Origin of the sequence: Arthrobacter sp. EpRS71 (assembly GCF_001512285.1) — a bacterium.
Lineage (GTDB): Bacteria > Actinomycetota > Actinomycetes > Actinomycetales > Micrococcaceae > Arthrobacter.
In genome coordinates, this window is sequence record NZ_LNUV01000006.1 from 2,004,978 (window position 1) to 2,027,231 (window position 22,254).

23 protein-coding genes and 1 riboswitch are annotated in these 22,254 nt (G+C 63.0%); of the genes, 13 read left to right on the forward strand and 10 right to left on the reverse strand.

The annotated features are described in order from the left end of the window. Positions 1-34 precede the first annotated feature (34 nt). The gene (locus tag AR689_RS19640) at positions 35-1,357 is read left to right on the forward strand and encodes a glutamyl-tRNA reductase (RefSeq protein WP_062072871.1); all 1,323 of its coding nucleotides are present in this window, start codon (positions 35-37) and stop codon (positions 1,355-1,357) included. Positions 1,358-1,481: 124 nt separating this feature from the next. Here the strand turns inward: AR689_RS19640 and moeB are convergent, their stop codons facing one another. Next, positions 1,482-2,684: a molybdopterin-synthase adenylyltransferase MoeB gene (moeB, locus tag AR689_RS19645; protein WP_062072873.1), complete on the reverse strand. Its 1,203-nt coding sequence runs from the start codon at positions 2,682-2,684 to the stop codon at positions 1,482-1,484. A gap of 6 nt (positions 2,685-2,690) precedes the next feature. On the opposite strand from moeB, the gene AR689_RS19650 reads away from it, so the two are divergent. The 3 genes from AR689_RS19650 to AR689_RS19660 are packed head-to-tail and all read left to right on the forward strand — an operon-like array spanning position 2,691 to position 4,041. Further along, positions 2,691-3,425 (forward strand): TetR/AcrR family transcriptional regulator, encoded by a 735-nt coding sequence (locus AR689_RS19650; RefSeq protein WP_062072875.1) that lies wholly within the window; start codon positions 2,691-2,693, stop codon positions 3,423-3,425. 50 nt (positions 3,426-3,475) lie between these two features. Next, entirely contained in the window at positions 3,476-3,700 is a 225-nt protein-coding gene (locus AR689_RS19655; protein ID WP_062072877.1) for a DUF3107 domain-containing protein, read from the forward strand. 38 nt (positions 3,701-3,738) lie between these two features. Further along, a complete protein-coding gene (locus AR689_RS19660; protein WP_062072878.1) occupies positions 3,739-4,041 on the forward strand; it encodes a hypothetical protein in 303 nt (100 codons plus the stop codon). An 85-nt stretch (positions 4,042-4,126) separates the two neighbouring features. Here AR689_RS19660 and AR689_RS19665 read toward each other — a convergent pair whose 3' ends face one another. The 3 genes from AR689_RS19665 to thiO form a co-directional block, all read right to left on the reverse strand. Then, entirely contained in the window at positions 4,127-4,939 is an 813-nt protein-coding gene (locus tag AR689_RS19665; RefSeq protein WP_062072881.1) for a thiazole synthase, read from the reverse strand. 3 nt (positions 4,940-4,942) lie between these two features. Next, positions 4,943-5,179 (reverse strand): sulfur carrier protein ThiS, encoded by a 237-nt coding sequence (thiS, locus tag AR689_RS19670; RefSeq protein ID WP_062072883.1) that lies wholly within the window; start codon positions 5,177-5,179, stop codon positions 4,943-4,945. A gap of 37 nt (positions 5,180-5,216) precedes the next feature. Beyond that, entirely contained in the window at positions 5,217-6,473 is a 1,257-nt protein-coding gene (gene thiO, locus AR689_RS19675; RefSeq protein WP_062072885.1) for a glycine oxidase ThiO, read from the reverse strand. Next, positions 6,466-6,584: riboswitch (TPP riboswitch) on the reverse strand. (Overlaps the previous gene by 8 nt.) Before the next feature lie 27 nt (positions 6,585-6,611). Between thiO and thiE the strand changes: the two genes are divergently transcribed. Further along, entirely contained in the window at positions 6,612-7,289 is a 678-nt protein-coding gene (gene thiE, locus AR689_RS19680) for a thiamine phosphate synthase (protein ID WP_062072886.1), read from the forward strand. Between the two features lie 21 nt (positions 7,290-7,310). On the opposite strand, the gene AR689_RS19685 is transcribed toward thiE, so the two are convergent. Then, entirely contained in the window at positions 7,311-7,994 is a 684-nt protein-coding gene (locus AR689_RS19685; protein WP_062072888.1) for a ferritin-like fold-containing protein, read from the reverse strand. Positions 7,995-8,152: 158 nt separating this feature from the next. Here AR689_RS19685 and AR689_RS19690 point away from each other — a divergent pair, with 158 nt between their 5' ends. From AR689_RS19690 to AR689_RS19705, 4 genes are all read left to right on the forward strand, one after another. Next, a complete protein-coding gene (locus tag AR689_RS19690) occupies positions 8,153-9,100 on the forward strand; it encodes a TM2 domain-containing protein (protein ID WP_062072890.1) in 948 nt (315 codons plus the stop codon). A 113-nt stretch (positions 9,101-9,213) separates the two neighbouring features. Beyond that, on the forward strand, positions 9,214-10,716 hold the full coding sequence (locus AR689_RS19695; RefSeq protein WP_062072892.1) for an RNB domain-containing ribonuclease: 1,503 nt from the start codon (positions 9,214-9,216) through the stop codon (positions 10,714-10,716). Between the two features lie 277 nt (positions 10,717-10,993). Beyond that, entirely contained in the window at positions 10,994-12,706 is a 1,713-nt protein-coding gene (locus AR689_RS19700; protein ID WP_062072894.1) for a DEAD/DEAH box helicase, read from the forward strand. Between the two features lie 8 nt (positions 12,707-12,714). Beyond that, on the forward strand, positions 12,715-13,629 hold the full coding sequence (locus tag AR689_RS19705; RefSeq protein ID WP_062072896.1) for a DNA-methyltransferase: 915 nt from the start codon (positions 12,715-12,717) through the stop codon (positions 13,627-13,629). Here AR689_RS19705 and AR689_RS19710 read toward each other — a convergent pair. Next, the gene (locus AR689_RS19710) at positions 13,602-14,210 is read right to left on the reverse strand and encodes a MarC family protein (RefSeq protein WP_062072898.1); all 609 of its coding nucleotides are present in this window, start codon (positions 14,208-14,210) and stop codon (positions 13,602-13,604) included. The two genes, AR689_RS19705 and AR689_RS19710, sit on opposite strands and share 28 nt — an antisense overlap. A gap of 31 nt (positions 14,211-14,241) precedes the next feature. After that, positions 14,242-15,087, reverse strand: coding sequence for a PHP domain-containing protein (locus AR689_RS19715; RefSeq protein WP_062072900.1), 846 nt, complete (start codon positions 15,085-15,087; stop codon positions 14,242-14,244). A gap of 80 nt (positions 15,088-15,167) precedes the next feature. On the opposite strand from AR689_RS19715, the gene AR689_RS19720 reads away from it, so the two are divergent. Continuing rightward, entirely contained in the window at positions 15,168-16,742 is a 1,575-nt protein-coding gene (locus tag AR689_RS19720) for an aminopeptidase P family protein (protein WP_062073902.1), read from the forward strand. Positions 16,743-16,831: 89 nt separating this feature from the next. Here AR689_RS19720 and AR689_RS19725 read toward each other — a convergent pair whose 3' ends face one another. Then, positions 16,832-17,656, reverse strand: a complete 825-nt coding sequence (locus AR689_RS19725) for a YflT domain-containing protein (protein ID WP_197412927.1) — start codon at positions 17,654-17,656, stop codon at positions 16,832-16,834. A 76-nt stretch (positions 17,657-17,732) separates the two neighbouring features. On the opposite strand from AR689_RS19725, the gene AR689_RS19730 reads away from it, so the two are divergent. From AR689_RS19730 to AR689_RS19740, 3 genes are read left to right on the forward strand one after another with little or no spacing between them, the layout of a single operon-like run. Then, positions 17,733-19,016: a magnesium transporter MgtE N-terminal domain-containing protein gene (locus tag AR689_RS19730; RefSeq protein WP_011775428.1), complete on the forward strand. Its 1,284-nt coding sequence runs from the start codon at positions 17,733-17,735 to the stop codon at positions 19,014-19,016. After that, a complete protein-coding gene (locus tag AR689_RS19735) occupies positions 18,997-19,722 on the forward strand; it encodes a DUF1003 domain-containing protein (protein WP_062072902.1) in 726 nt (241 codons plus the stop codon). Before AR689_RS19730 ends, AR689_RS19735 begins: the two co-directional genes overlap by 20 nt. Positions 19,723-19,732: 10 nt before the next feature. Then, a complete protein-coding gene (locus tag AR689_RS19740) occupies positions 19,733-20,860 on the forward strand; it encodes an Mrp/NBP35 family ATP-binding protein (RefSeq protein ID WP_062072904.1) in 1,128 nt (375 codons plus the stop codon). A 49-nt stretch (positions 20,861-20,909) separates the two neighbouring features. Here AR689_RS19740 and AR689_RS19745 read toward each other — a convergent pair whose 3' ends face one another. Both AR689_RS19745 and AR689_RS19750 read right to left on the reverse strand, forming a co-directional pair. Further along, positions 20,910-21,290, reverse strand: coding sequence for a twin-arginine translocase TatA/TatE family subunit (locus AR689_RS19745; RefSeq protein WP_062072906.1), 381 nt, complete (start codon positions 21,288-21,290; stop codon positions 20,910-20,912). Between the two features lie 10 nt (positions 21,291-21,300). Next, positions 21,301-22,251, reverse strand: a complete 951-nt coding sequence (locus AR689_RS19750) for a hypothetical protein (RefSeq protein ID WP_231745605.1) — start codon at positions 22,249-22,251, stop codon at positions 21,301-21,303. Between the last annotated feature and the right edge of the window lie 3 nt (positions 22,252-22,254).

The following is a 22,254-nucleotide window of genomic DNA, read 5'->3' on the forward strand; positions in this document are numbered from 1 at the left end:
TACCGGGCTACGAAAAAGCTATGATTGGGGTGCTGTGGTTCTTTTCTCATTGGTGGCTACACACGCCGACATCGACCTCGAAACTGTCGCTCAGTTGAGCAACGGTTCCTCTGAGCTTGCCTCGGCAGCCCTTGCAGACTCCTCCGTTGTTTCCGGCGCCGTGGTTCTGGCCACGTGCAACCGCTACGAAATTTACGGAGAAACGGCCAACGGGGCTGACCTTGAGGCAGCACGCTCCGCCCTGGTTTCGCAGATCAGCGAATTCAGCGGCCTCAACGAGCAACTCGTCTCACGCTCCTTTGCCACAAATACCGGACCGGATGTCACGCGGCACCTCTTCGCTGTGAGCGCCGGACTGGATTCAGCCGTGGTGGGTGAGCGGGAGATCGCAGGCCAGGTCCGCCGGGCACTGATCACAGCCCAGCAGGAAGGCACCGCCAGCTCCGGCCTCGTGCGGCTCTTCCAGGCGGCCTCCAAAACAGCAAAGGACGTTGGCGCACAGACAGCCCTCGGCTCCCGTGGGCTGTCGATCGTTTCCGTCGCCTTGGACCTCGCCACCGACCTCGCCGAGAACGACGATTGGTCCACCAAGAAGGTGGTGGTCTTCGGAACCGGGGCCTATGCCGGCGCCACCATGTCGCTCCTGCGTGAGCGCGGCTGCACAGATGTTTCCGTTTATTCCTCTTCCGGCCGCGCCGAGGGCTTTGTAGCAACCCGTGGCGGAACCGCCCTCGACGCCGACACTCTTCCCGCTGCTGTTGCCGCGGCTGACGTCATGATTGGCTGCAGCGGCTCGGACAACCGGGTGGAAGCCGCGGATCTTGCCCGCGTCCGTGCCCACTCGGGCAAACCCCTGATCGCGATCGACCTCGCCCTCACCCATGATTTTGACCCCGCAGTGGGCGAACTCGACGGCGTTGAACTCCTCACGCTTGAGTCCGTACGGCTCGCTGCGCCGCAGGAGCAGGCAGAGTCCCTCTCGCAGGCCAGCGCAATCGTCAACGGCGCCGCCACTTCCTTCGAGTCCGAACGTGAAGCACGCTCCGTGGACACGGCCATCGTGGCACTCCGCCGCCACACCATGAACGTCCTTGACGCGGAAATGGAAAAGGTCCGCGCCCGTCACGGTTGTACAGCCGCTGCCGAAGAGGTGGAGTTTGCCCTGCGCCGGATGGTCAAGCAGCTCCTCCATATTCCCACTGTCCGGGCCCGCGAACTGGCAGCCAACGGTCAGCAGGATGACTATGTAGCAGCCCTTGAGGCCCTCTACGGAATCCAGGTGGAACAGCCCTCAGCCGCTGCCCCGGCTGCCGAGTGCCCCGTGGATCACCAGCAACTCCGCTCCGAAAGCGCCTGAGCCTGGCTCGATCCGACCACGCTCACAGCAGTGAGGCGAGTTCGGTCATGACCACCAAGGGGTAATGACCCGGATTGTTGGTGGCGAACTGGGCTTCCCAGACAAGGCCGGGGCCAGGCAACGACTAGTAGACGGGCTTCTCTGGTTCGACGTCGCGCACCCAGGCGAGAATACCGCCGTCGAGATGGCTGACCCGGGTGTAGCCGGCCTTTTGCGCCGCCTCAAGGACAGCAGCCGAGCGGGTGCCGGCCTTGCAGTGGAACACAATGTCCTTGTTCTGCGGCAGCTCCACCCACGCCTCGCCGGAGAGGATGCGGCCCTGCGGAATGAGGACAGAGCCGTCGATGCTCACGATGCTGTATTCGCCGGACTCTCGGACGTCCACCAGTTCGAAGTCCCTCTCCCCCAGCTCCCGTTCGGCGAGCATAGCAGCGAGGTCCTTGGCGGAAACGGTGTGGTCCTGGTCCGTGGCCACCAAGGGCGTCACGCCGCAGAAGGCCTCATAGTCGGTCAGTTCCGTGATGGGCTCGGCTTCCGGATCCTTGGAGACCTTGATCTCGCGCCAGCTTCCGCCTAAAGCATCAAAGAGCGCCACCCGGCCAAGCAATGAACGTCCGACGCCGGTAATCAGCTTCACGGCCTCAGTGACCATGAGCGATCCGACCGCTGCGCAGAGCATGCCAAACACGCCGCCCTCGCCACAGGACGGCACAGAGCCGGCAGGAGGCGCTTCGGGGTACAGATCCCTGTATGTTGGCCCGTGCTCGGCCCAGAAGACGCTCACTTGGCCGTCAAAGCGGAAGATGGATCCCCAGACGTAGGGCTTGCCGAGGATGGCAGCGGCGTCGTTCACCAGATACCGGGTGGCGAAGTTGTCCGCGCCGTCCAGGATGAGGTCGTACTGTTCAAACAACTCCAACGCGTTGGAAGAGTCGAGCCGGACGTCATGCAGGACAACATTGACCAAGGGGTTGAGTTCGGCGATGGCGTTCCGCGCCGATTCGATCTTGGGCGTACCCACGTCCTTCACACCATGGATGACCTGGCGCTGCAGGTTGCTGAGGTCCACGTGGTCATCGTCCACGATGCCCAGCGTGCCCACCCCGGCGGCGGCCAGGTACAGCAGTGCCGGGGACCCCAGTCCACCCGCGCCTATGACGAGGACTTTGGCATTCTTAAGCCTGCGTTGGCCCAGGGCGCCGATTTCAGGAATGATGAGGTGCCGGGAATACCGTTCCACCTCGGTGGGCGTGAGTTCGGCTGCCGGTTCAACAAGGGGCGGCAGGACAGCGGGCGCAGCGGTGTGGGCAGCAACAATTGAGGCCATACCCCAATGTATGCCCGCAGATACCGCCGGGTCATATTACCCCCCGGTAGAGTAGTCATAACTGCAATGGAAAGGCGGCAGACTGTGGCTGACGGCACACGGGCAAACGATGGGGCACCGGCCAAGCAGGAACGGGCAGGTGCAACGCGTTCACCGAGATTGCCGAGGGACGAGCGCCGCGCACAGTTGCTGACCGCGGCCTTGGAAGTATTCGTCTCCAACGGCTTCCACGGGGCGGCCATGGATGAAATCGCAGAAGCCGCCCATGTGAGCAAACCAGTGCTTTACCAGCACTTCCCGTCCAAGCGCGAGCTCTATATGGCGCTCCTGGACAGCCACCTGGCCACCCTGACGCAGCTGATGCTCAACGCCTTGAACTCCACCACGGACAACAAGGAACGCGTCAAGGCCGTCATGCGCGCCTATTACAGGTTCATTGCCGATGACGACCAAGCCCATCGCCTGGTCTTCGAGTCGGACCTGATCAACGATCCCGATGTCAGCTCCCGTTTGGAGACGTTCAACAAAACGTTCGCGGATGCCGTGGCCCACGTCATCGCCGAGGACACCAAGCTCCCCCCTCTTGAAGCGCAGCTTCTGGGGCGTGGCCTGGCTGGGATGGCGCAGGTCAGCGCCAGGTATTGGCTTGAAACGGATGGAAACCTGGACCTCGATGTGGCCAGTGATCTGATCTATCGTTTAGCTTGGCGCGGAATCAGTCGATTCCCCAAAGAGTCCTAGGCTACAAATAGAGGACTGACTTACAACTTGATTGGCTTGGAGGCCTTGCTGTGGAAGTAAAGATCGGCATTCAGAACGTTGGCCGTGAGATCGTGCTCGAATCCTCCTTGGATGCCGACGCCGTCGCCAAGATTGTGGCCGAGGCCGTCACCAAAGGCTCCGAGCTTCGCCTCACTGATGACAAGGGCCGCCAGATCATCGTTCCCGGCAACGTGCTGGGCTATGTGGAAATCGGAGCCGAGGAAACCCGGCGCGTAGGATTCGGCGCCCTCTAGGGCTTTCCTACCTCTCGTCCGTCCGCTAAGGAGTTTTCATGCTTTCTCTCGTCGTGGTGGTTCTGGCCACCGTTGCCACCGGTTTCATTGTGTGGGCCAACGACAAGCGGCACGGCAAATACGGGATCGCGTTGCCGGCCGGTGTCTCAGCAGCTGTGGGCACCCTGAGCTGGATCGCGTTCATAAGTGCCGGTTTGGGTTACCAGCCTGGCGCGACGTGGATTCCATGGGTTTTGCCGATTGTCTTGGGAACCGCTGCTGCCGCGGGCACCGTGGTCTTCCTGGGCCGGACGCGCACCCGGCACGATACTGCGGCCCTGACCAAGGCGCTTCGTCTCTAGGGACCAAAGTTACAACACGGCACAGCAGGAGTGACTGTCACCACCCGGTGGCAGTCACTCCTGCTTTAAGGCTTCAAGAGCCGGATCAGAGGAACTCCGCCCGGCCTTCCATCGCAGAGGACGCCAGTGCATGTTCCCGTCGCGGAATCCGGCCAGCCTGTTTCGCCAGCCGACCGGCGATGACGGCGTGTTTGAAGGCTTCACCCATCTGGACCGGGTTCTGAGCCCGGGTCACAGCGGTTGCAAGCAGGACGGCGTCGCAGCCCAGCTCCATGGCAAGGGCGGCATCGGACGCGGTCCCGATTCCCGCGTCGAGCACCACAGGCACGGAAGCCCGGGACACGATCAGCTCAATGTTGTGCGGGTTCAGAATGCCAAGGCCGGTCCCGATGGGCGATCCCAGCGGCATGACGGCGGTGGCGCCCAGGTTCTCGAGCCTGAGCGCTAGAACGGGATCATCATTCGTGTAGGCGAACACCTTGAAGCCGCGGTTAACCAGTTGTTCCGTCGCGTCCACCAATTCCACGGCGTCAGGAAGGAGCGTGTGTTCGTCGGCGATGACTTCCAGCTTCACCCAATCCGTCTCCAAGGCTTCCCGCGCCAGCTCAGCGGTCATCACGGCATCCTTGGCCGTAAAACAACCGGCAGTGTTGGGCAGGACGCGGATGTTGTGGTCAACCAAAAGCTGGAACAGCGATCCCGTTTCAGCCGGCGAATAGCGGCGCATCGCCACTGTAGTGAGCTCCGTCCCCGAACTCAGCAGCGCAGCCCCCAGGCCATCGAGGCTCGGCGCTCCGCCGGTACCCATGATGAGTCGGGAACCGAATTCCACGCCATCGATCACCAGGGCATCGGTGGGGGCGCCAGTGGTGCGTACGTCAACGTTTGATGTTGTCATGCTTCAGCCTCCCTGGACTGCTGTTACGAGTTCGAGTTCGTCTCCGTCGGCGAGCGCCGTCACGGCCCATTGGCTGCGCGGCACCACCTCGGAATTACGTGCGACGGCGACACCCAGCTTTCCGCCGTCGGCCGCCTGTCCGCGGCGGTCCAGGACCCGGCCGGTCACGGCAGTGACGAGGGTGCTGACGGATGCGTCGTCGGCCACTGCGTGATCGTTTCCGTTGAGTTTGATATTCATGCGGTTTCCTTGCTGTGGAGATGAGGGCAACGCGGGGTCACTTATGGCCCCCTAAAGGGGCTTCAAGGGGCCATAAGTGACCCCGCGTCGCACTGAAGCGATGGGGCAGGAAGGGAGTCCACCGGGGGTCTTTGCAGCCGTTGATGAGTTCTCCCACAATCTTGGCGGCCACGGGAGTCAAGAGGACCCCGTGGCGGAAGAAACCTGTGGCGATCACCAGGCCCTCAATGTCGCCGTTGGAACCGTTGACCCGTCCAAGCAAGGGCGCATTGTCCGGAGTTCCGGGGCGGGCGCGGGCCGTTGCCTCCAGCAGTTCCAGCTCCGCGACTGCGGGCACCAGTACTTGGGCGTCCCGCAGCAACTGGTACACCCCGCCCGCGGAAACGGCGTTGTACGCCGTTGACAATCCGTCCTCTCGTTGTGTCGCTCCAATCACCACGGTGCCATCATCCCGGGGGACGATGTACACCGGCACACCACGAACCATCCCGCGAACCGTGGACGAGACCAGGGGCCGCAGGTGTTCGGGGACGCGGAGCCGGAGGATGTCGCCGTAGACCGGCCTCACGGGAAGGTTCAGGCCCTCAGGAAGCCCGGACAAGTGAGGCGCTCCCAGTCCGTTGGCCACCACTGTCTCCCGGGCGTGGATGATGCCGCCGGACTCGAGCTGAACACCAGCCACCCGTCCGTCGTCCCACAGCAGGCCGCGGGCCGGCGTCGACACTGCGTATCCCTCATCTGCCCCATGCACCCGGGATGGGTGGTCCGGCTCATGGGATGACAATCCTGCCACGAGGCATGCCGCCAGTTTCCTCGGATCCACCTGGTGGTCGGCAGGAATGTCGAAGGCGCAGGAAATCTGTGGGCTGAGAAGTGGCTCGCGTTGCCTTGCGTCCCGCAAGGCCAGCGGTTCAACACCTAAACCGGCGGCAAGCTGCACAGACCTCAAGTCTGCGAGCGCCCTGCGATCGGCGGCATCGGCGCCTATGGCGAGGGTCGGCGTCGTACGGTATCCACTTTCCCTTCCCCTTTGGTGAAGGGACTTCACGAAGGAGGGCCATTGTTGGGAAGACTCGAGCATCAATTCCAGGAGGTCCTCCTCCTGGTAGTGCAGTTCGCTGACAGGTGCAAGCATTCCGGCTGCGGCGAACGTTGCGCCCGAGGCCGGGTGCGGATCGATCAGCACCACTGAACGGCCCAGTCGCCTGGCTTCGTGGGCGATGCCGAGGCCTATGATGCCCGCGCCGATGACGGCCACATCTGCCTGGAGGTGGGTGTGGCGGGGATCAGCCATTCGTTTCCTTCCCTACGCCGGTACTAGCCGGATCAGGTCAAGCGGTCGGCTCTGAAGCCCTCTCAGCCGGACAGTCATATAACGACCCCCGCGGCTCCCGCAGTACGTGCCCAGTTTAGAGGAACTACTCTGGTTTCCATGACCCAGCCTGACACCCTCGCCTCTGCCCGTCTCTACCTGTGCACCGATGCCCGCAAACGGCAGGGCGATTTTGAAGACTTTGTGGACGCCGCTTTCGAGGGCGGCGTGGACATCATCCAACTCCGGGACAAGACGCTGGAGGCTGCGGAGGAACTTGAGATGTTGGCCGTGCTGCGGAGCGTCGCGCAACGGCACGGACGGCTGTGGGCCGTCAACGACCGGGCGGATGTTGCCAGTATTTCCGGGGCTCCCGTGTTCCACATCGGGCAAAAGGACCTGCCACTGACAGCTGCCCGAACCCTCTTGCCGAACGTCACCGGCATCGGCCTGTCCACCCACACACCGGAACAGATTGACGCAGCTGTGGCCACTTCCGAAGGCCCCTTGGGACTGGATTACTTCTGCGTGGGTCCAGTCTGGGCTACACCCACCAAACCCGGCCGTGCTGCTGTTGGGCTGGGCTTGGTCACATATGCCGCAGAAGCGCAGAAACGTGCAGGCGACGGTGTGAGACTTCCGTGGTTCGCCATCGGCGGCATCGACCACAGCAACGTTGAACAGGTGGTAGCCGCGGGGGCCAGCCGGATCGTCGTTGTCCGCGCCATTACCGAGGCAACGGATCCGACGGCGGCGGCGAAGTCGCTGCTGCAGGCGTTGGACACCGTCCAGCGCTAGTGGGCGTTGAGGCGGTGGCGTCTACGCCGTCAGGCCAAGGCCGGTCATCCGGCGTGCGTGCTTTCCGGCGAGTTCGGTCGTCAACGTTTTCACCGCAGCCCGCGCGTCCCCGCCACTTTTCAGCGCTGGGCCCAGCAGGGAGTGGTCCATGCCTACGCGCTGCGCCTGCGTCAGAGCCTCCCCCACCAAGCGGCGGCCCCATAATGCAAGGCGCGAGGCCAGCCGCGGGTCATCGGCCAAGGCCCTCCTGAGCAGGACGCGAAGGACCTCAGTGGCTTGGTCCGGGGAAGCTACGCGCTCAACAAAATGTTGCGTTGTTGGGTCGAGGAACGTCGAGACAGCCTTGTAGAAGTCAGATGACACGGTGTCGATCACATAGGCCTTCATGAGCGATTCGAACCAGTCCCCCGGCTTGGTGCGCTGATGGAAATGATCGAAGGAACGCTGGAACGGCAGCATCGCATCTTCGGGGTCGACGCCCATCTCCTTCAGCCGGTCGCTGAGCAGGGCGAAATTGCCGTAGGCGCCCACCGCAATCTTCGCCAGCACCGCCCTGTCATGGAGTGTGGGTGCATAGCGTGAATCCAGTGAGAGCCGCCCAAAAGCGGACAACTCCCCATACGCCATGGCGCCCAGCAACTCCCCGGCGAGTTGCCCGGTGGAGAGTCGCCCGGCAGAAGCTGCGGCGTCCGCGGAAATGCCCATGGACCCAGCCTATCCCTGGCTGGCCATCCGGCTCCCGGGGATTGCGTTCCTGCTTCCAGCGGCATTCCTTATAGGCTGATTCGAAGTGAGTTGACTGCCCTCTTGCCCTGCGTAATGCATGTCCTCCTTCTCGCCCCCACTTCACTGAAGGATTTTCAATGAGTCACCCCAGTTACCCGCCCGCGCCTCACAACGACGCCGGGTCAGGAATTCCGCAGGTCCCCGCCGCACCCTACGCCTACGGAGGCCAGTTCCAGGGTGGGGCGCAGCCGGGTTACCAGCCCGGACCGGATTCCGGCCCCTACGGAACCCCGGCGGGAGCACCGGCGAAGTCCTTCATGACCACGTGGATCCTGGCCCTGCTCCTGGGTAGCTTCGGTGTGGACCGCTTTTACCTGGGCAAGATCGGTACCGGAATTGCGAAGCTGCTCACAGCCGGCGGCTTCGGTATCTGGTCCATCGTTGACCTCATCATCACGCTGACAGGAAACGCCCGGGACAAGCAGGGCCGTCCTCTTGCGGGTTACCCGGAGAACAAGAAGAAGGCATGGATCATCACCATCGTCGTCTGGTTCGCAGGCCTGATTGTCGGAATCGTCTCCACGGTGTTGTCGTTGACCCTTGTTGCTGCTGCAGTCCAAGGTGCAAGCACCGCTGCCCCGGTCCCGCCATCGGTGTCCCAGGAGGCACCGGCACCGTCGTCGGGCACTGCCTCTGATGACGGTTCCTTAACCGTCACCATGTCCGAGGGAAACACCGTGAAGGTCAGCATCCTTAAATCCGGTTACAGCACCGAAATTCCCGAAATGTCGTACATGAAACCCACCAAGGGAGGCTTCCTCCTTTTGGAAGTTTCCTGGGAGGCCACAGCTGGAACCAGCTACGCTTCACCCTCGAACTTCGAGGCCTTTGACGCGGACGGCACCAAGGGCGAGGAGATTTACCTGGAGGATGGCCTGGGAGGACTGCCTTCCGGTGATGTTGCCGCCGGACAGATGCAGCGGGGATTCATTGCCTTCGACATCAAGAACGGCCCCACCACGGTGGTCATCAGCGATGACTTCGGCGACGAGGCAGCTACATTTACCCTGACCCCGGCAAACTAAACAGCCGGTCCGGTACATACCGCTGCGTGAAAGCCCGTTGCCCCCTTGGGGCAGCGGGCTTTTTGCGTGGGACATCCAAGACTATCCGCCGGTTTCGGGCTACCCTGATTTTCGTGTCACATCATCGGATAGCGCCCAACGTCGACGACTCCTCGGACCAGCTCGCCGCGGCGCTTGCCGCTCTCAGGACAGAGCTGGAACTCCCTGGCGAATACCCGGCAGAAGCTGTGGAAGAAGCACGGCAAGCCGTCGCGGATCTTGAGTTGCCGGGTCAGGACCTGCGGCACGTACCATTTGTGACCATTGATCCGGCGACCTCCACGGACTTGGACCAGGCCCTGTTCATTGACCGTGCCGGCGACGGCTATAAGGTCCTCTACGCAATCGCCGATGTCCCGTCCTTCGTGGAACCGGGCGGGGCACTGGACAACGAAACCCGTCACCGCGGGCAGACTTTCTACGCTCCTGACGGGCGGATCCCGCTGCATCCGGAGGTCATCAGCGAGAACGCCGGCAGCCTCTTGGCCGATCAGGACTGCAGTGCGTTCGTGTGGGACTTCGACTTGGACGCCGACGCTGAAGTGTTGGCTGTCACCGTTGCCCGCGCCGCCGTGCGCAGCAGGGCCAAACTGAGCTACAAGGGCGCTCAACAGCAACTCGACGACGGTACGGCCCCACCCGTTCTTCAGCTCCTCAAAGAAGTAGGGCTCAAACGCGTTGAGCTGGAGCGGCAACGCGGGGGCGCAAGCCTGAACATGCCGGAACAGGAAATAGTTCAAGCCACCGACGGCGGCGGGTACAGGATCGTCGCTGCCCCGTCGCTGCCGGTTGAGGACTGGAACGCGCAGATGTCCCTCATGACCGGCATGGCCGCCGCGCAGATGATGCTCGACGGAAAGGTGGGCATCCTGCGCACCATGCCAGCACCTGATGATCGGTCCCTGCTCCATTTCAAGCGCCAGACTTCTGCACTCGGAAAGCCCTGGGACGGCCAAGTATCCTATGGCGAATATTTGCGGACCTTGGACGCATCCGATCCCCAACAGCTGGCCATCCTGCACTCTGCCGGTATGTTGTTCCGGGGCGCCGGTTACACCCCCTTTGACGGGGAGCTGCCGGCAATCGTGACCCAGGCAGCCATCGGGGCTCCGTATGCACATGCCACAGCACCCCTGCGCCGGCTCATCGATCGCTTTGTCCTGGTGATCTGCGAGGCGCTCAGCAACAACCACGACATCCCGCAGTGGGCCCGGGAGGCACTTCCCTCATTGCCGGAGATCATGGCTGCCTCCGACCAGTTGGCCGGACGCCTCGAACGTGCGGCGCTGGACACTGTGGAAGCAGCCCTCGTAGCCAACCACGTGGGCCAGGAATTCGACGCTGTGGTCATTTCGGGGTCCAAACCCTCCAACGGGGCCGGCTCCAAAGCTGCCAACGGCAACGGCGGTAACAATGGCGGCAGCAACGGCAACGGGCCCTTTGGCGTCATACAAATATCAGACCCGGCTGTAACAGCCCGGTGCGACGGAGAAATGGAGTCCGGAACCACAGTCCGGGTACGGCTGCTGAAGGCCGACATCGCCAGCCGGGAGATCCGGTTCGAGCTGCTGCCCTGACGCTATTCATGCGGCGATCCGGGCTTTCCGGCCCCCAGAGGATAGACTGAGCTTGTAGTAATGGATGCCCGGTCGTTGATTCAGTTAATTTTTGAACTCAACAAGCCCGCCCCTACGCGATCTTGAGATGTACCAACTGGTCACCAGTGCCAGTACTTAGATAGCCCGCGATCGGCTTCCACTGGACTTGCTTGCGCGCCCGTTCGTGCTCCGGTACGGCTCCGCCGCCGCCGTTGAGCATGCAGCGCCAATGCCCAAATGAATAAGGAAACTCCCTGTGAGTGAATTGCATACCCACGAAGTCCTGACGGACTCCACCGGAACAGAATCCATCGAACCCGAGGAAACGATCATCTCGGATGAGACGCCCCACGAGATCGAAGAGAAGTCGTTCGCTGACTTCAATGTCCGTGCCGACATCGTTGAGTCATTGGCCGACGCCGGAATCACGCACCCCTTCCCCATCCAGGCCATGACGCTGCCGGTTGCCTTGAGTGGCCACGACATCATTGGCCAGGCGAAAACGGGCACGGGCAAGACGCTGGGCTTCGGCATTCCTGCCCTTCAGCGGGTTGCCGGCCGGGATGACGCAGGCTACGCAAAGCTTGCCGTCCCGGGTGCACCGCAGGCCTTGGTCATCGTGCCCACGCGTGAGCTCGCCGTGCAGGTTGCCAATGATCTCCAGACCGCGTCACGCAAGCGCAACGCCCGCATCGCCACCATCTACGGCGGCCGCGCCTACGAGCCGCAGATCGATGCCCTGCAAAAGGGTGTTGAAATCGTGGTGGGAACGCCCGGCCGGCTGATCGATCTCTACAAGCAGAAGCACCTGAGCCTCAAGAACGTCAAGATGGTCATCCTTGACGAGGCCGACGAAATGCTGGATCTCGGCTTCCTCCCTGACGTCGAGACGCTGATCGCGGGCACCCCCGCAGTGCGGCAGACGCTGCTCTTCTCGGCAACGATGCCCGGCCCGGTCATCGCCATGGCGCGTCGCTACATGACGCAGCCCACCCACATCCGGGCAGCTGATCCGAATGATGAAGGCCTCACCAAGCGCGACATCCGCCAGCTCATTTACCGCGCGCACAGCATGGATAAGACCGAGGTTGTGGCCCGCATCCTGCAGTCACGCGGACGTGGCCGGACCATCATCTTCACCAAGACCAAGCGCACCGCGGCCAAGGTTGCCGAGGAACTCGTTGACCGCGGCTTCGCAGCCGCAGCGATTCACGGCGACCTCGGCCAGGGTGCCCGCGAGCAAGCGCTCCGTGCGTTCCGCAACAACAAGGTTGACGTCCTGGTGGCTACAGACGTCGCAGCCCGCGGCATCGACGTCGACGACGTCACCCACGTCATCAACTACCAGTGTGTGGAAGACGAAAAAATCTACCTGCACCGTGTTGGCCGTACCGGCCGCGCAGGCAACAAGGGCACTGCAGTCACCTTTGTTGACTGGGATGACATGCCACGCTGGGGCCTGATCAACAAGGCCCTGGGACTCAGCGTTCCCGAGCCCGTGGAAACCTACTCCTCCTCACCGCACCTGTACTCCGATCTCGACATCCCTGAGGGCACCAAGGGCCGCCTGCCGCGCAACAAGCGCGTGCTGGCAGGCGTCGACGCCGAGGTCCTTGAGGATCTGGGCGAGACCGGAAAGAAGAACGCACGCTCCGGCGGTTCCAGCCGCGACGGCGGCCGTGACAGCAAGCGCGACGGCGGCCGTGACGGTGGCCGTGGCCGCTCCGGCAGGTCCGGCGACGCCGGGTCCAGCGAATCCAAGGGCGAGGGTGGCCGCAACCGTACGCGCCGCCGTCGTCCGTCTGATGGCGAGGCAGCCCCCGCTGCCGGTGCCTCGGAAACCCGCACTGCCACCGCAGACAACGCTGAGAAGCCGGCCCGCACGCGCCGGACCCGCACGCGTCGCCGCAACGGCGAAGTGGTTTCCGGTGAGACCGCAGCTGCCCAGTCCGGCAGCACCGAGGCCTAAAAACCTCAATGACTGAATCTGTTTGGGCGCCGGACGGCGGCAACTTGGTGGTGCACGCGGACAACGCGGAGTTCCTCCCTACGCTGCCGGACGGCGCCTTCACACTCATCTACGTGGACCCGCCCTTCAACACGGGCCGGGTCCAACGCCGCCAGGAAACCCGCATGGTCCGCAATGCGGACGGCGACGGCGACCGCGTCGGCTTCAAGGGCCGCTCTTACGACACCATCAAGGGCGCCCTGCACAGCTACGATGACGCCTTCAGCGATTACTGGTCCTTCCTGGAGCCCAAGCTCGTGGAGGCCTGGCGCCTCCTGGCCGACGACGGCACCCTGTACCTGCACCTGGACTACCGGGAAGTCCACTACGCCAAGGTGATGCTGGACTCGATCTTCGGCCGGGAATGCTTCCTCAACGAGATCATCTGGGCCTACGACTACGGCGCCCGCGCCAAGAACCGTTGGCCCACCAAGCACGACAACATTCTGGTGTACGTCAAAAACCCCACCAAGTACCACTTCGACAACGCCGAAGTGGACCGGGAACCCTACATGGCTCCTGGCCTGGTGACGCCCGCCAAGCGTGAACTCGGCAAGCTGCCCACGGACGTCTGGTGGCACACCATCGTCTCGCCTACCGGCCGCGAGAAGACCGGTTACCCCACCCAAAAGCCCGAGGGCCTGGTACGCAGGATTGTCTCCGCATCAAGCCGTGAGGGTGACTGGTGCCTCGATTTCTTCGCTGGTTCAGGGACCCTCGGAGCCGTGGCAGCCAAGTTGGGCCGCAACTTTGTGTGCGTCGACCAGAACGAACAAGCCATCGAAGTCATGCGGAAACGGCTGGGCAACAAGGCGGACTTCCGCCACCTTGGGTCCCGGCCGGACACGGGCCTGGATCAGGCAGCACCTTTCACGAACGCCTGAACGGCGTCCGCGATCATCTGAACGGCGATCGCTGACAGCAGCAGGCCGGCGATCCGCGTCACCAGCTCCACTCCGTTCTCACCGAGGACGCGCTGCACCACTCCAGCGAAACGCATCGCCAAGTACAGCGAGCCCAGCACCACGGCGATGCCGAGGCCCACCGCCAGGTATTCCGCGAGCTGGCTGGACTGCTGCACGAACACCATCACTGCCACGATCGCGCCCGGCCCCGCCATGAGCGGGGTGCCCAGCGGCACGAACGCCACATTCTTGTACTTGGCCGCGCTCTCTTCGCCGCTGGTGGAGCCCGTCAGCAACTGCAAGGCGATGAGCACCAAGAGCAGCCCTCCGGCGCCCTGCAAGGCCGCCAAGGAGATGTGCATGTAGTTCAAGATGGACTGCCCGAAGATCGCGAACACCACGATCACACCGGTGGCCACCAGAAGGGCTTGGAACGCTGAGCGGTTCCGGTCCTTGGCCGACATTTGCGCCGTCAAGGACATGAAAATCGGCACAGTTCCCGGTGGATCCATGATGACGAACAGCGTGACAATCACCGAAGCCAGCAGCTGCAGATCCATCAGCGCACTCCTTTCACCGAATGCCCGTGCATCACCGAATGACCGTGCTGCCCGTTGCCAGCTCCTCGATCCTGGACAACACCTCGGGCGAAGTGGTGTTCTCACCCAAAAGATTGGGTTTGCCTGCCCCGTGGTAGTCGGAAGATCCTGTCATGAGCAACCCGTGTTCGGCCGCCAGGTCACGGAGGAAAGCGCGGCCCTCCTCCGGGTTGTCCCGGTGTTCAACCTCAAGTCCCAACAGGCCGGCATCAATCATGTCCCGGTAGGTACGCTCCCCCACGATCCGTCCCCTCGAAGAAGCCACCGGATGGGCGAAGACGGGAACGCCGCCGGCCGCGCGGACAAGCTCGACGGCGACCGCCGGGTTGGGTGCATAGTGCTGCACGAAGTACCGCGAGTGGGACGTGAGGATGGAGGTGAACGCCTCCGTTCGATCTGCCACCACGCCAGCGGCCACCAAAGCATCGGCAATGTGCGGGCGGCCCACCGTGGCGCCGGGGGCAACATGGTGGATCACGTCGTCCCAGGTCAACGGATAATCCTCGGACAGTAAAGTGACCATATGCTCGGCACGGGTCAGCCGTGCATCTTTGGATTTGGTGATTTCCTCCAGCAGGCCCGCATGGGAGGGGTCATGGAGGTAGCTCAGCAAGTGGACGCTGATTCCCTGCTCTGTCCGGCAGGAGATCTCCATTCCGGGGATGAACGCAATGCCATGCTCCCGGGCAGCGGCAGCGGCAGGCTCCCAGCCATCCGTGGAATCGTGATCAGTCAAAGCCACGGCGTCAAGACCGGCCGAGACGGCGGAAATGATCACGCCGGCCGGTGTCTCGGTTCCGTCGGAAACATTCGAGTGCGCATGCAGGTCTATCCTCACTTTCCCAGCCTATGGGATGCGGGCCCGCTTGGAGTGCTGCGGCGTTGGCCTCCTCACGTAACTGGTGGGACGATGTAACGGTGAACGATGCCGAAAACACCCAAAACTCGTCCTCCCAGCCGCTGCAGGAGCGTGTCAACAACCGCTCGCAGAGGCCCACATCAGATGCCTTCAAGGCATTCATGGCCAGCAATTGGGCGCCCGCCCCGCAGGTGACCCCTGCGCGTGACGCCGTTGCAGACCACGCCGCACGCCGGCGTCGTACTATTTCCGAACAGTTCAAAGGCGAACGTCTTGTCATCCCGGCCGGTCCGCTGAAGGTCCGGTCCAACGACTGCGACTACCGGTTCCGCCCCCATTCCGGGTTCGCCCACCTCACGGGGCTGGGTCTGGACCACGAGCCCGACGCCGTACTCATCCTTGAGCCCGTGGCTGAAGGAAAGGGCGACGACGGCGGTCACCACACTGCCAGCCTCTACTTCCGTCCTCTGGCCGGCAGGGACACCGAACAGTTCTACGCCGACTCGCGCGCCGGCGAGTTCTGGATTGGTGCACGGCCCACGCTGGCCGAATTCGAAGCCCGCCTCGGCCTCCCCACCGCGCACATCTCCGAGCTTGAAATGGCTATCACCAAGAATGTTGGCGCCCCGGAAATCGGCGGCATCTCCATTCGATTGGTCCGCAAGACGGACGAGAACATTGACGCGCTGGTAGACACTGCCCGCTACAACACGGCCAAGGACCCCGAGAACCTGGACCTCGGCGAACTCGACGCCTTGGATGAGAAGCTCAGCGAGGCTCTGTCCGAAGCGCGCCTTATCAAGGACGAGTGGGAAATCGAGCAGATGAAGATCGCCGTCGCTGCAACCGTGGAAGGCTTCGCTGACGTGGTCCGGGCCCTCCCCCGTGCGCTGACCCACCAGCGTGGTGAACGTGTGGTTGAAGGCGCTTTCTTTGCCCGCGCCCGTGAGGAAGGCAACGAACTCGGTTACGACACCATTGCCGCATCGGGTAACAACGCCACGGTCCTGCACTGGAACCGCAACTCCGGAACCGTCAACGCCGGAGAGCTCCTTCTGCTGGACGCCGGAGTGGAGGCCGACTCCCTCTACACGGCGGATATCACCCGTACGCTTCCCGCCACGGGTACCTTCACCGAAGTGCAGCGGAAGGTGTATGAGGCCGTGCTCGACGCCGCCGATGCCGGTTTCGCAGCCGCGCAGCCGGGCGTGAAGTTCCGGGACATCCACACTGCAGCAACCACCGTGCTGGCCGAACGCCTCGCCGAATGGGGCCTGCTGCCTGTGTCCGTCGAGGAAGCCATCAGCCCGGAGGGCCAGCAGCACCGCCGTTGGATGCCGCACGGCACCAGCCACCACTTGGGCCTCGACGTCCACGACTGTGCCCAAGCGAAGCGTGAACTCTACCTCGATGGAGTTCTGACCGAGGGCATGGTCTTCACGATCGAACCCGGCCTGTACTTCAAGAACGAAGACCTTGCCATTCCGGAGGAGTACCGCGGGATCGGCGTCCGCATCGAGGACGACATCCTTATGACCGCAGACGGCCCCGTCAACCTCAGCGCCGCGTTGCCGCGCAAGGCTGATGACGTCGAATCATGGATGGCCGGCATCTACCAGGAAGCCCAGGGCTAAGCCCTCGCCGTTGGAGTAACGCAGAAGTTTTAGACAGCAGAAAGGGAAGGCCACCCGTGTGGCCTTCCCTTTCTGCTGTGTGGAAGCGTCTACTGCTTGGAGGACTCCTCGGAGCTGGACCGCTGTCCATCTTCCTGCGGTGCGTTCTGTGCCGGGTTCTGTCCGTCAGTCACCCGGACACCGTACTGCGGACGACCGTCGGGGAGGTCGGGGTACCGGACAGCTGCCGGCGTGGGGGCTTGTGCGGGCTGGTTCGCAGGTGCTGAGCCCTGTCCCTCCGGAGTGCCTGGACCAGTGGACTCGGGACCGCGCTGGCCATAGGGATCGTTCCACGTGGAAGGCCGCTCGGGTCCTTGGCCAGGCTGCTGGAACGGCGCATTCGGCTGGTTGTAGTTGCTGGCCTGCGGTGTGGCTGCCTGCGAAGGATTCATGGGCAGTTGGTGCAGCAGGCGGCGGGCCTCCTGGGCTGCCTCCACTGCAACGATCACATCGTAATTGGTGGCCACCACCTGGCTGGTGGACGTGAAGTCACGCTTTCCGCGTTGAGTGGCATAGGTGACGATGCCGAACAGCATGAAGAACGCCGCACCCATCAGCACCGAGGTGATGATGGAGAACGGACCCCCGGCGGGAGTGAAGAAAGAGAGCATGACGCCGACGAAGAGGCCGAACCACATACCACTCAGGGCACCGGACAATGCCACCCTGGGGTAGCTCAGGCGGCCGGTCACCCGCTCCACCATTTTGAGGTCGTTGCCCACGATCGATACCAGCTGAACAGGGAACTGCTGATCTGCGAGGTAGTCCACCGCCTTCTGGGCATCCAAATACGAGGTGTACGAACCTACGGTGTCCCCTTGGGGAACACTGCGGGACTCCTCAACGGCTTTGGGACCACCAAAAATGTTTGACATAGCCCCATTGTGTCTCATGGACATGTGTAGAGGCTGGAATTCAGCTAAAAGAGAGCAGACTCGGTAGCCTGTAAATATGAGCACACATCCTTCACGCGTCTTCGTCGCGCGCTTGCTCGGCTTGGACGTCTTCGACCCCCTGGGCGATCGTCTTGGCCGATTGCGCGACGTCGTGGTGCTCTCCCGCGGCACCCGCGGCGCTCCCCATGTGGTGGGCATCGTGGTTGAAGTTCCGGGCAAGAAGCGGGTCTTTGTTCCCATGACGCGTATTACATCCATCGACCAGACCCAGATCATTTGTACCGGCCTGGTGAACTTGCGGCGCTTTGAGCAGCGCGGTGCCGAAACTCTGGTGGTCGCTGAAATGTTCGACCGCCGTGTGACGCTGGCCGATGGCAGTGGAGACGCCACGATCGAGGACATCGCCATGGACCAGCACAGGTCCAAGGACTGGTTTGTCAGCAAGCTGTTCGTCCGCCGGGGCCATTCCCTGTCGCCCTTTGGCAGGCTCCGCCGCAACGAGACGCTGATCATCGACTGGGCCGATGCCCAGACCGGCGCCCACAACGAGCCCCAGGCCGCCACCCAGTTCGTTGCCACTCACGAAGACCTTAAACCTGCCGACTTTGCTGAAGCCCTGCAGGAAATGAGCGACAAACGGCGTTTCGAAGTGGCCAGTGAGCTTCAGGATGAGCGACTCGCCGATGTCCTGCAGGAACTCCCGGAAGATGACCAGGTGGAGATCCTCTCCGCACTTGATGTGGAACGTGCCGCCGACGTCCTCGAAGAGATGGATCCTGACGACGCCGCCGACCTCCTGGCCGAGCTTCCGTCCGCCCAGGCGGAAGAGCTGCTTCAACTCATGGAACCCCAGGAAGCCGAGGACGTCCGCCGCCTCCTCGAGTACGACGAAGACACCGCCGGTGGCCTCATGACTCCTGTCCCGGTCATCCTGCCGCCGGAAGCCACGGTGGCCGAAGCCCTTGCCCACGTCCGGCGTGAAGAACTCTCGCCCGCGCTGGCGTCATCCATCTTCATCGCCCGTCCACCCCTGGAGACTCCCACCGGACGTTTCCTGGGCGTGGTGCATATACAGCAGCTCCTGCGTTTCCCTCCGCCGGAACCGCTGGGCAACCTTGTCGATAAGAACCTTGAGCCGCTCTCGGACCAAGCCCATATTTCCGAAGTGGCCCGGACCTTGGCGACGTACAACCTGAATTCACTTCCAGTCGTGGACGACGACGGCCGCCTTGTGGGGGCGGTGACTGTTGATGACGTGCTGGATCACCTGTTGCCGGATGACTGGCGCGCCCACGAGGACGACGCCCCTATAAGGAAACTTGGAGGCCGCATTGGCTGATAACAACGCCACCCGATCCGCCAAGTCCACGGGACGCACCGGCAGCAGCCTCGACACGCCCCTGAGCGGGCGCCAACGCATCCTGCCCAAGTTCTCACCGAACCCGGACGCTTTCGGGAACGCTACGGAGGGCTTCGCCCGGTTCATGGGCACGCCCACGTTCCTGGTTTACATGACGGTGTTCTGTGTGTTCTGGCTTGCCTGGAACTCATTCGCTCCCACGGACTGGCAGTTCGACCGCATGGAGCTGGGCTTCACCCTGCTGACACTGATGTTGTCGCTGCAGGCCTCCTATGCGGCTCCCCTCCTGCTGCTGGCCCAAAACAGGCAGGATGACCGCGACCGTGTCTCGCTTCAGCAGGACCGTCAGCGTGCCGAACGGAATCTCTCCGACACCGAGTACCTCACGCGTGAACTGGCCTCGCTCCGCATTGCCCTGCGTGAAGTAGCCACTCGTGACTATGTACGGACCGAACTCCGAAGCCTGCTCGAAGACATCATTGATGCCCAAGAGGAACTCCGTGAGAACGAAGCCGCCCCTGATGGTACGGAATCACCGGGCGAGAAGGTCAAGGAGAAACTGAAGGAAAAGCGCGACAAATCGCGTGGACCCCGCACCCAGCAGATTCCGAAGGTCCGCCCGCCGCGAGCCGCAGGTCCGCAGCATTCAACGGCCAAAACCTCACCCGAAACCCCCGAAAGCTGAGCCTGACCTTATGAGCACCGCATCGGCCGAGGCGCTGCATGCTGCCTTGGCAACCGTCATTGACCCTGAGCTCCGCCGCCCCATTACGGAACTCGGGATGGTGGAGTCGGTCTCTGCCAGTGATGACGGCACCGTGCAGGTGGCTGTTCTGCTGACCATCGCCGGGTGTCCCCTGCGCGAAACAATTACCAAGGACGCCACCGACGCCCTCCTCGGCGTGGAAGGCGTCACCGGCGTGGACGTGGAACTAAAAGTCATGACCCAGGCCCAGCGGGAAGCTCTGAAGGAGCAGCTCCGCGGACCCGGCGGACAACGTGGCATACCTTTCACCAAACCTGGTTCGCTGACCAAGGTATATGCAGTGGCCAGCGGAAAGGGCGGTGTGGGCAAGTCCTCGGTCACCGTCAATCTGGCCTGCGCACTGGCCGCTCAAGGCCTCCGTGTGGGCATTGTGGACGCCGACGTGCACGGCTTTTCCGTGCCGGCGCTGATGGGGATCAGCCAGAAGCCCACCCAAGTGGACGATATGATCCTTCCACCCGTCGCCTACGGCGTGAAGGTCATCTCCATCGGCATGTTCGTTGACGGCAACCAGCCGGTGGCATGGCGAGGTCCCATGCTGCACCGTGCACTTGAACAGTTTCTTACCGACGTTTACTTCGGCGATCTCGATGCCCTCTTCCTGGACCTTCCTCCAGGCACCGGGGATATCGCCATCTCCGTGGCACAGCTTTTGCCCACTGCAGAAATCCTGGTGGTCACCACACCCCAGGCAGCTGCCGCTGATGTGGCCGAACGGGCCGGCACCATCGCCACCCAGACCGGACAGAAGGTGGCCGGCATCATTGAGAACATGTCCTACCTGGAAATGCCCGACGGCGAACGCATGGAATTGTTTGGAAGCGGCGGCGGCGCCATCCTGGCTGAGCGGTTGAGCTCTGCCGTGGGCACCAGCGTTCCGCTCCTCGGCCAGATTCCGTTGGACATCCGGTTGCGGGAGGGTGGCGACGCGGGGAAGCCTGTGGTCCTGGCAGCACCTGAGACGGCCGCCGCGAAAGCGCTGGAGGGTATTGCTGCTTCCTTGGCCACGCGGCCCCGCGGGCTGTCCGGCATGCCCCTGGGAATCCAGCCCCGCTGAGCCACGAGGCCTGTACCGACGCCTTGGCCGGGTTTGCTTCGAGTTCGGCTCAGGTCGCTTCGGAATCGAAGGGGGCGGCTTCGCCCTTGGGAAGCCGCTCAATGACCCGCACCGGGGTCTTGGGTTTGACGTCTACGGCAGCTGCAGCAGCGGGGGCTCCAGCGCTGACAGGTTTCTCGTCGTCAAGAAGCGCGTCCTTGATGATGCGCCGGGGATCGTACTGACGAGGATCGTACTTCTTCCAGTCGACCTCATCGATGTCGATGCCGACTTCTTCTTTAATCTGCTCGCGGGCGCCAGAGGCCATCCGACGCACTTCTTTGACCAGATTGGCGAGCTTTTGAGTGTATTCGGGCAAGCGGCTGGGACCGATGACGAGTACGCCGATGATCAGAAGGAGTATGAACTCCGGGCCATTGATTCCAAGCACGTTACGAAGATTACCTTGTCTCTGGTGCCGCTCCTAAACCGGCAGGACGGAGGATGGTCTGCAGGCCGCGCAGCACCCTCTTGTACCACGCCTCCTGGTCCCCATGGGCCGGAGCCCTGGACATGGACTCCCCCGCACGGACGATTTCCGGGACAGCATCGTCCGCGCTGTCCGCCGGGAGGTCGGATGCATAACTAATAACTGCTGCCGGCATGGTGTAGACAGCCTTCCAGGGGCTTCCCTGCGTGACAGAGAGCCGCGCGGAAGAAGATCGGCCCTGTGTGGAACCGTCGGCGGGCAGGTGTTCCTCCACGATGGTGGCATAGTGGCCGTTGCTTTCGAGCCTGATCTCCACGGCCGGATTGCCGTTGTGTCGGGTGGCTTGGGCCGATACTACGTGGAAACCCATTCCAGACAACTCGGGGCATGCCCACCCTTCTGCCCGCAGCGACTCCAACTGGTCAGGGGTCAAACTGACCGCACTCCCGGCTCGGAACGCAGGTCCCACCAGGGCCTCGGCGGGGTTGCCCGCCCAGGCTCCGGCAAGTGCGCTGGCGTGGCTTGTTCCCGCGAGGACTTGTGGCTCGGCATCGCCGGCGATCACGTAGGCGGACACAGCCAGTGCCCCTGCACTGACCATCAGGGTGCCCGCAGCAATGCCCGCGACTCGGAGACCACGGAACCGTCGGTAGGGATATTGCAGTGCTGAGTAGTGAGGCGTTGAGCCAGGTTGCCCCGGCTCTTTGGCCAGACGTTCTGTGTGCTGGATCAAGCGCGCGGCAAGATCCTGGCTGGCTTCAGGCACGGCCGAGCCCCGGAGTCGCTCAAGGTACTGCCGTTCGCGGCGTAGCGCGATCCGGCATTCGGCGCAGTGCTGTAGATGTTCCGGGTTGCGTGTATGGCGCAGGGCAGCCAATCGGCGCCGGGAGAAGGCTCCCGGCCGAAGGGGATGTCGAGGCATCGA

Coding starts and splice junctions, on each gene's coding strand:
- moeB (WP_062072873.1), bottom strand. CDS start 2,684: ATGGCCTCAATTGTTGCTGCCCACACCGCTGCGCCCGCTGTCCTGCCG.
- AR689_RS19650 (WP_062072875.1), top strand. CDS start 2,691: ATGTATGCCCGCAGATACCGCCGGGTCATATTACCCCCCGGTAGAGTA.
- AR689_RS19660 (WP_062072878.1), top strand. CDS start 3,739: ATGCTTTCTCTCGTCGTGGTGGTTCTGGCCACCGTTGCCACCGGTTTC.
- AR689_RS19665 (WP_062072881.1), bottom strand. CDS start 4,939: ATGACAACATCAAACGTTGACGTACGCACCACTGGCGCCCCCACCGAT.
- thiS (WP_062072883.1), bottom strand. CDS start 5,179: ATGAATATCAAACTCAACGGAAACGATCACGCAGTGGCCGACGACGCA.
- thiO (WP_062072885.1), bottom strand. CDS start 6,473: ATGGCTGATCCCCGCCACACCCACCTCCAGGCAGATGTGGCCGTCATC.
- thiE (WP_062072886.1), top strand. CDS start 6,612: ATGACCCAGCCTGACACCCTCGCCTCTGCCCGTCTCTACCTGTGCACC.
- AR689_RS19685 (WP_062072888.1), bottom strand. CDS start 7,994: ATGGGCATTTCCGCGGACGCCGCAGCTTCTGCCGGGCGACTCTCCACC.
- AR689_RS19690 (WP_062072890.1), top strand. CDS start 8,153: ATGAGTCACCCCAGTTACCCGCCCGCGCCTCACAACGACGCCGGGTCA.
- AR689_RS19705 (WP_062072896.1), top strand. CDS start 12,715: ATGACTGAATCTGTTTGGGCGCCGGACGGCGGCAACTTGGTGGTGCAC.
- AR689_RS19710 (WP_062072898.1), bottom strand. CDS start 14,210: ATGGATCTGCAGCTGCTGGCTTCGGTGATTGTCACGCTGTTCGTCATC.
- AR689_RS19725 (WP_197412927.1), bottom strand. CDS start 17,656: ATGTCAAACATTTTTGGTGGTCCCAAAGCCGTTGAGGAGTCCCGCAGT.
- AR689_RS19730 (WP_011775428.1), top strand. CDS start 17,733: ATGAGCACACATCCTTCACGCGTCTTCGTCGCGCGCTTGCTCGGCTTG.
- AR689_RS19740 (WP_062072904.1), top strand. CDS start 19,733: ATGAGCACCGCATCGGCCGAGGCGCTGCATGCTGCCTTGGCAACCGTC.
- AR689_RS19750 (WP_231745605.1), bottom strand. CDS start 22,251: ATGCCTCGACATCCCCTTCGGCCGGGAGCCTTCTCCCGGCGCCGATTG.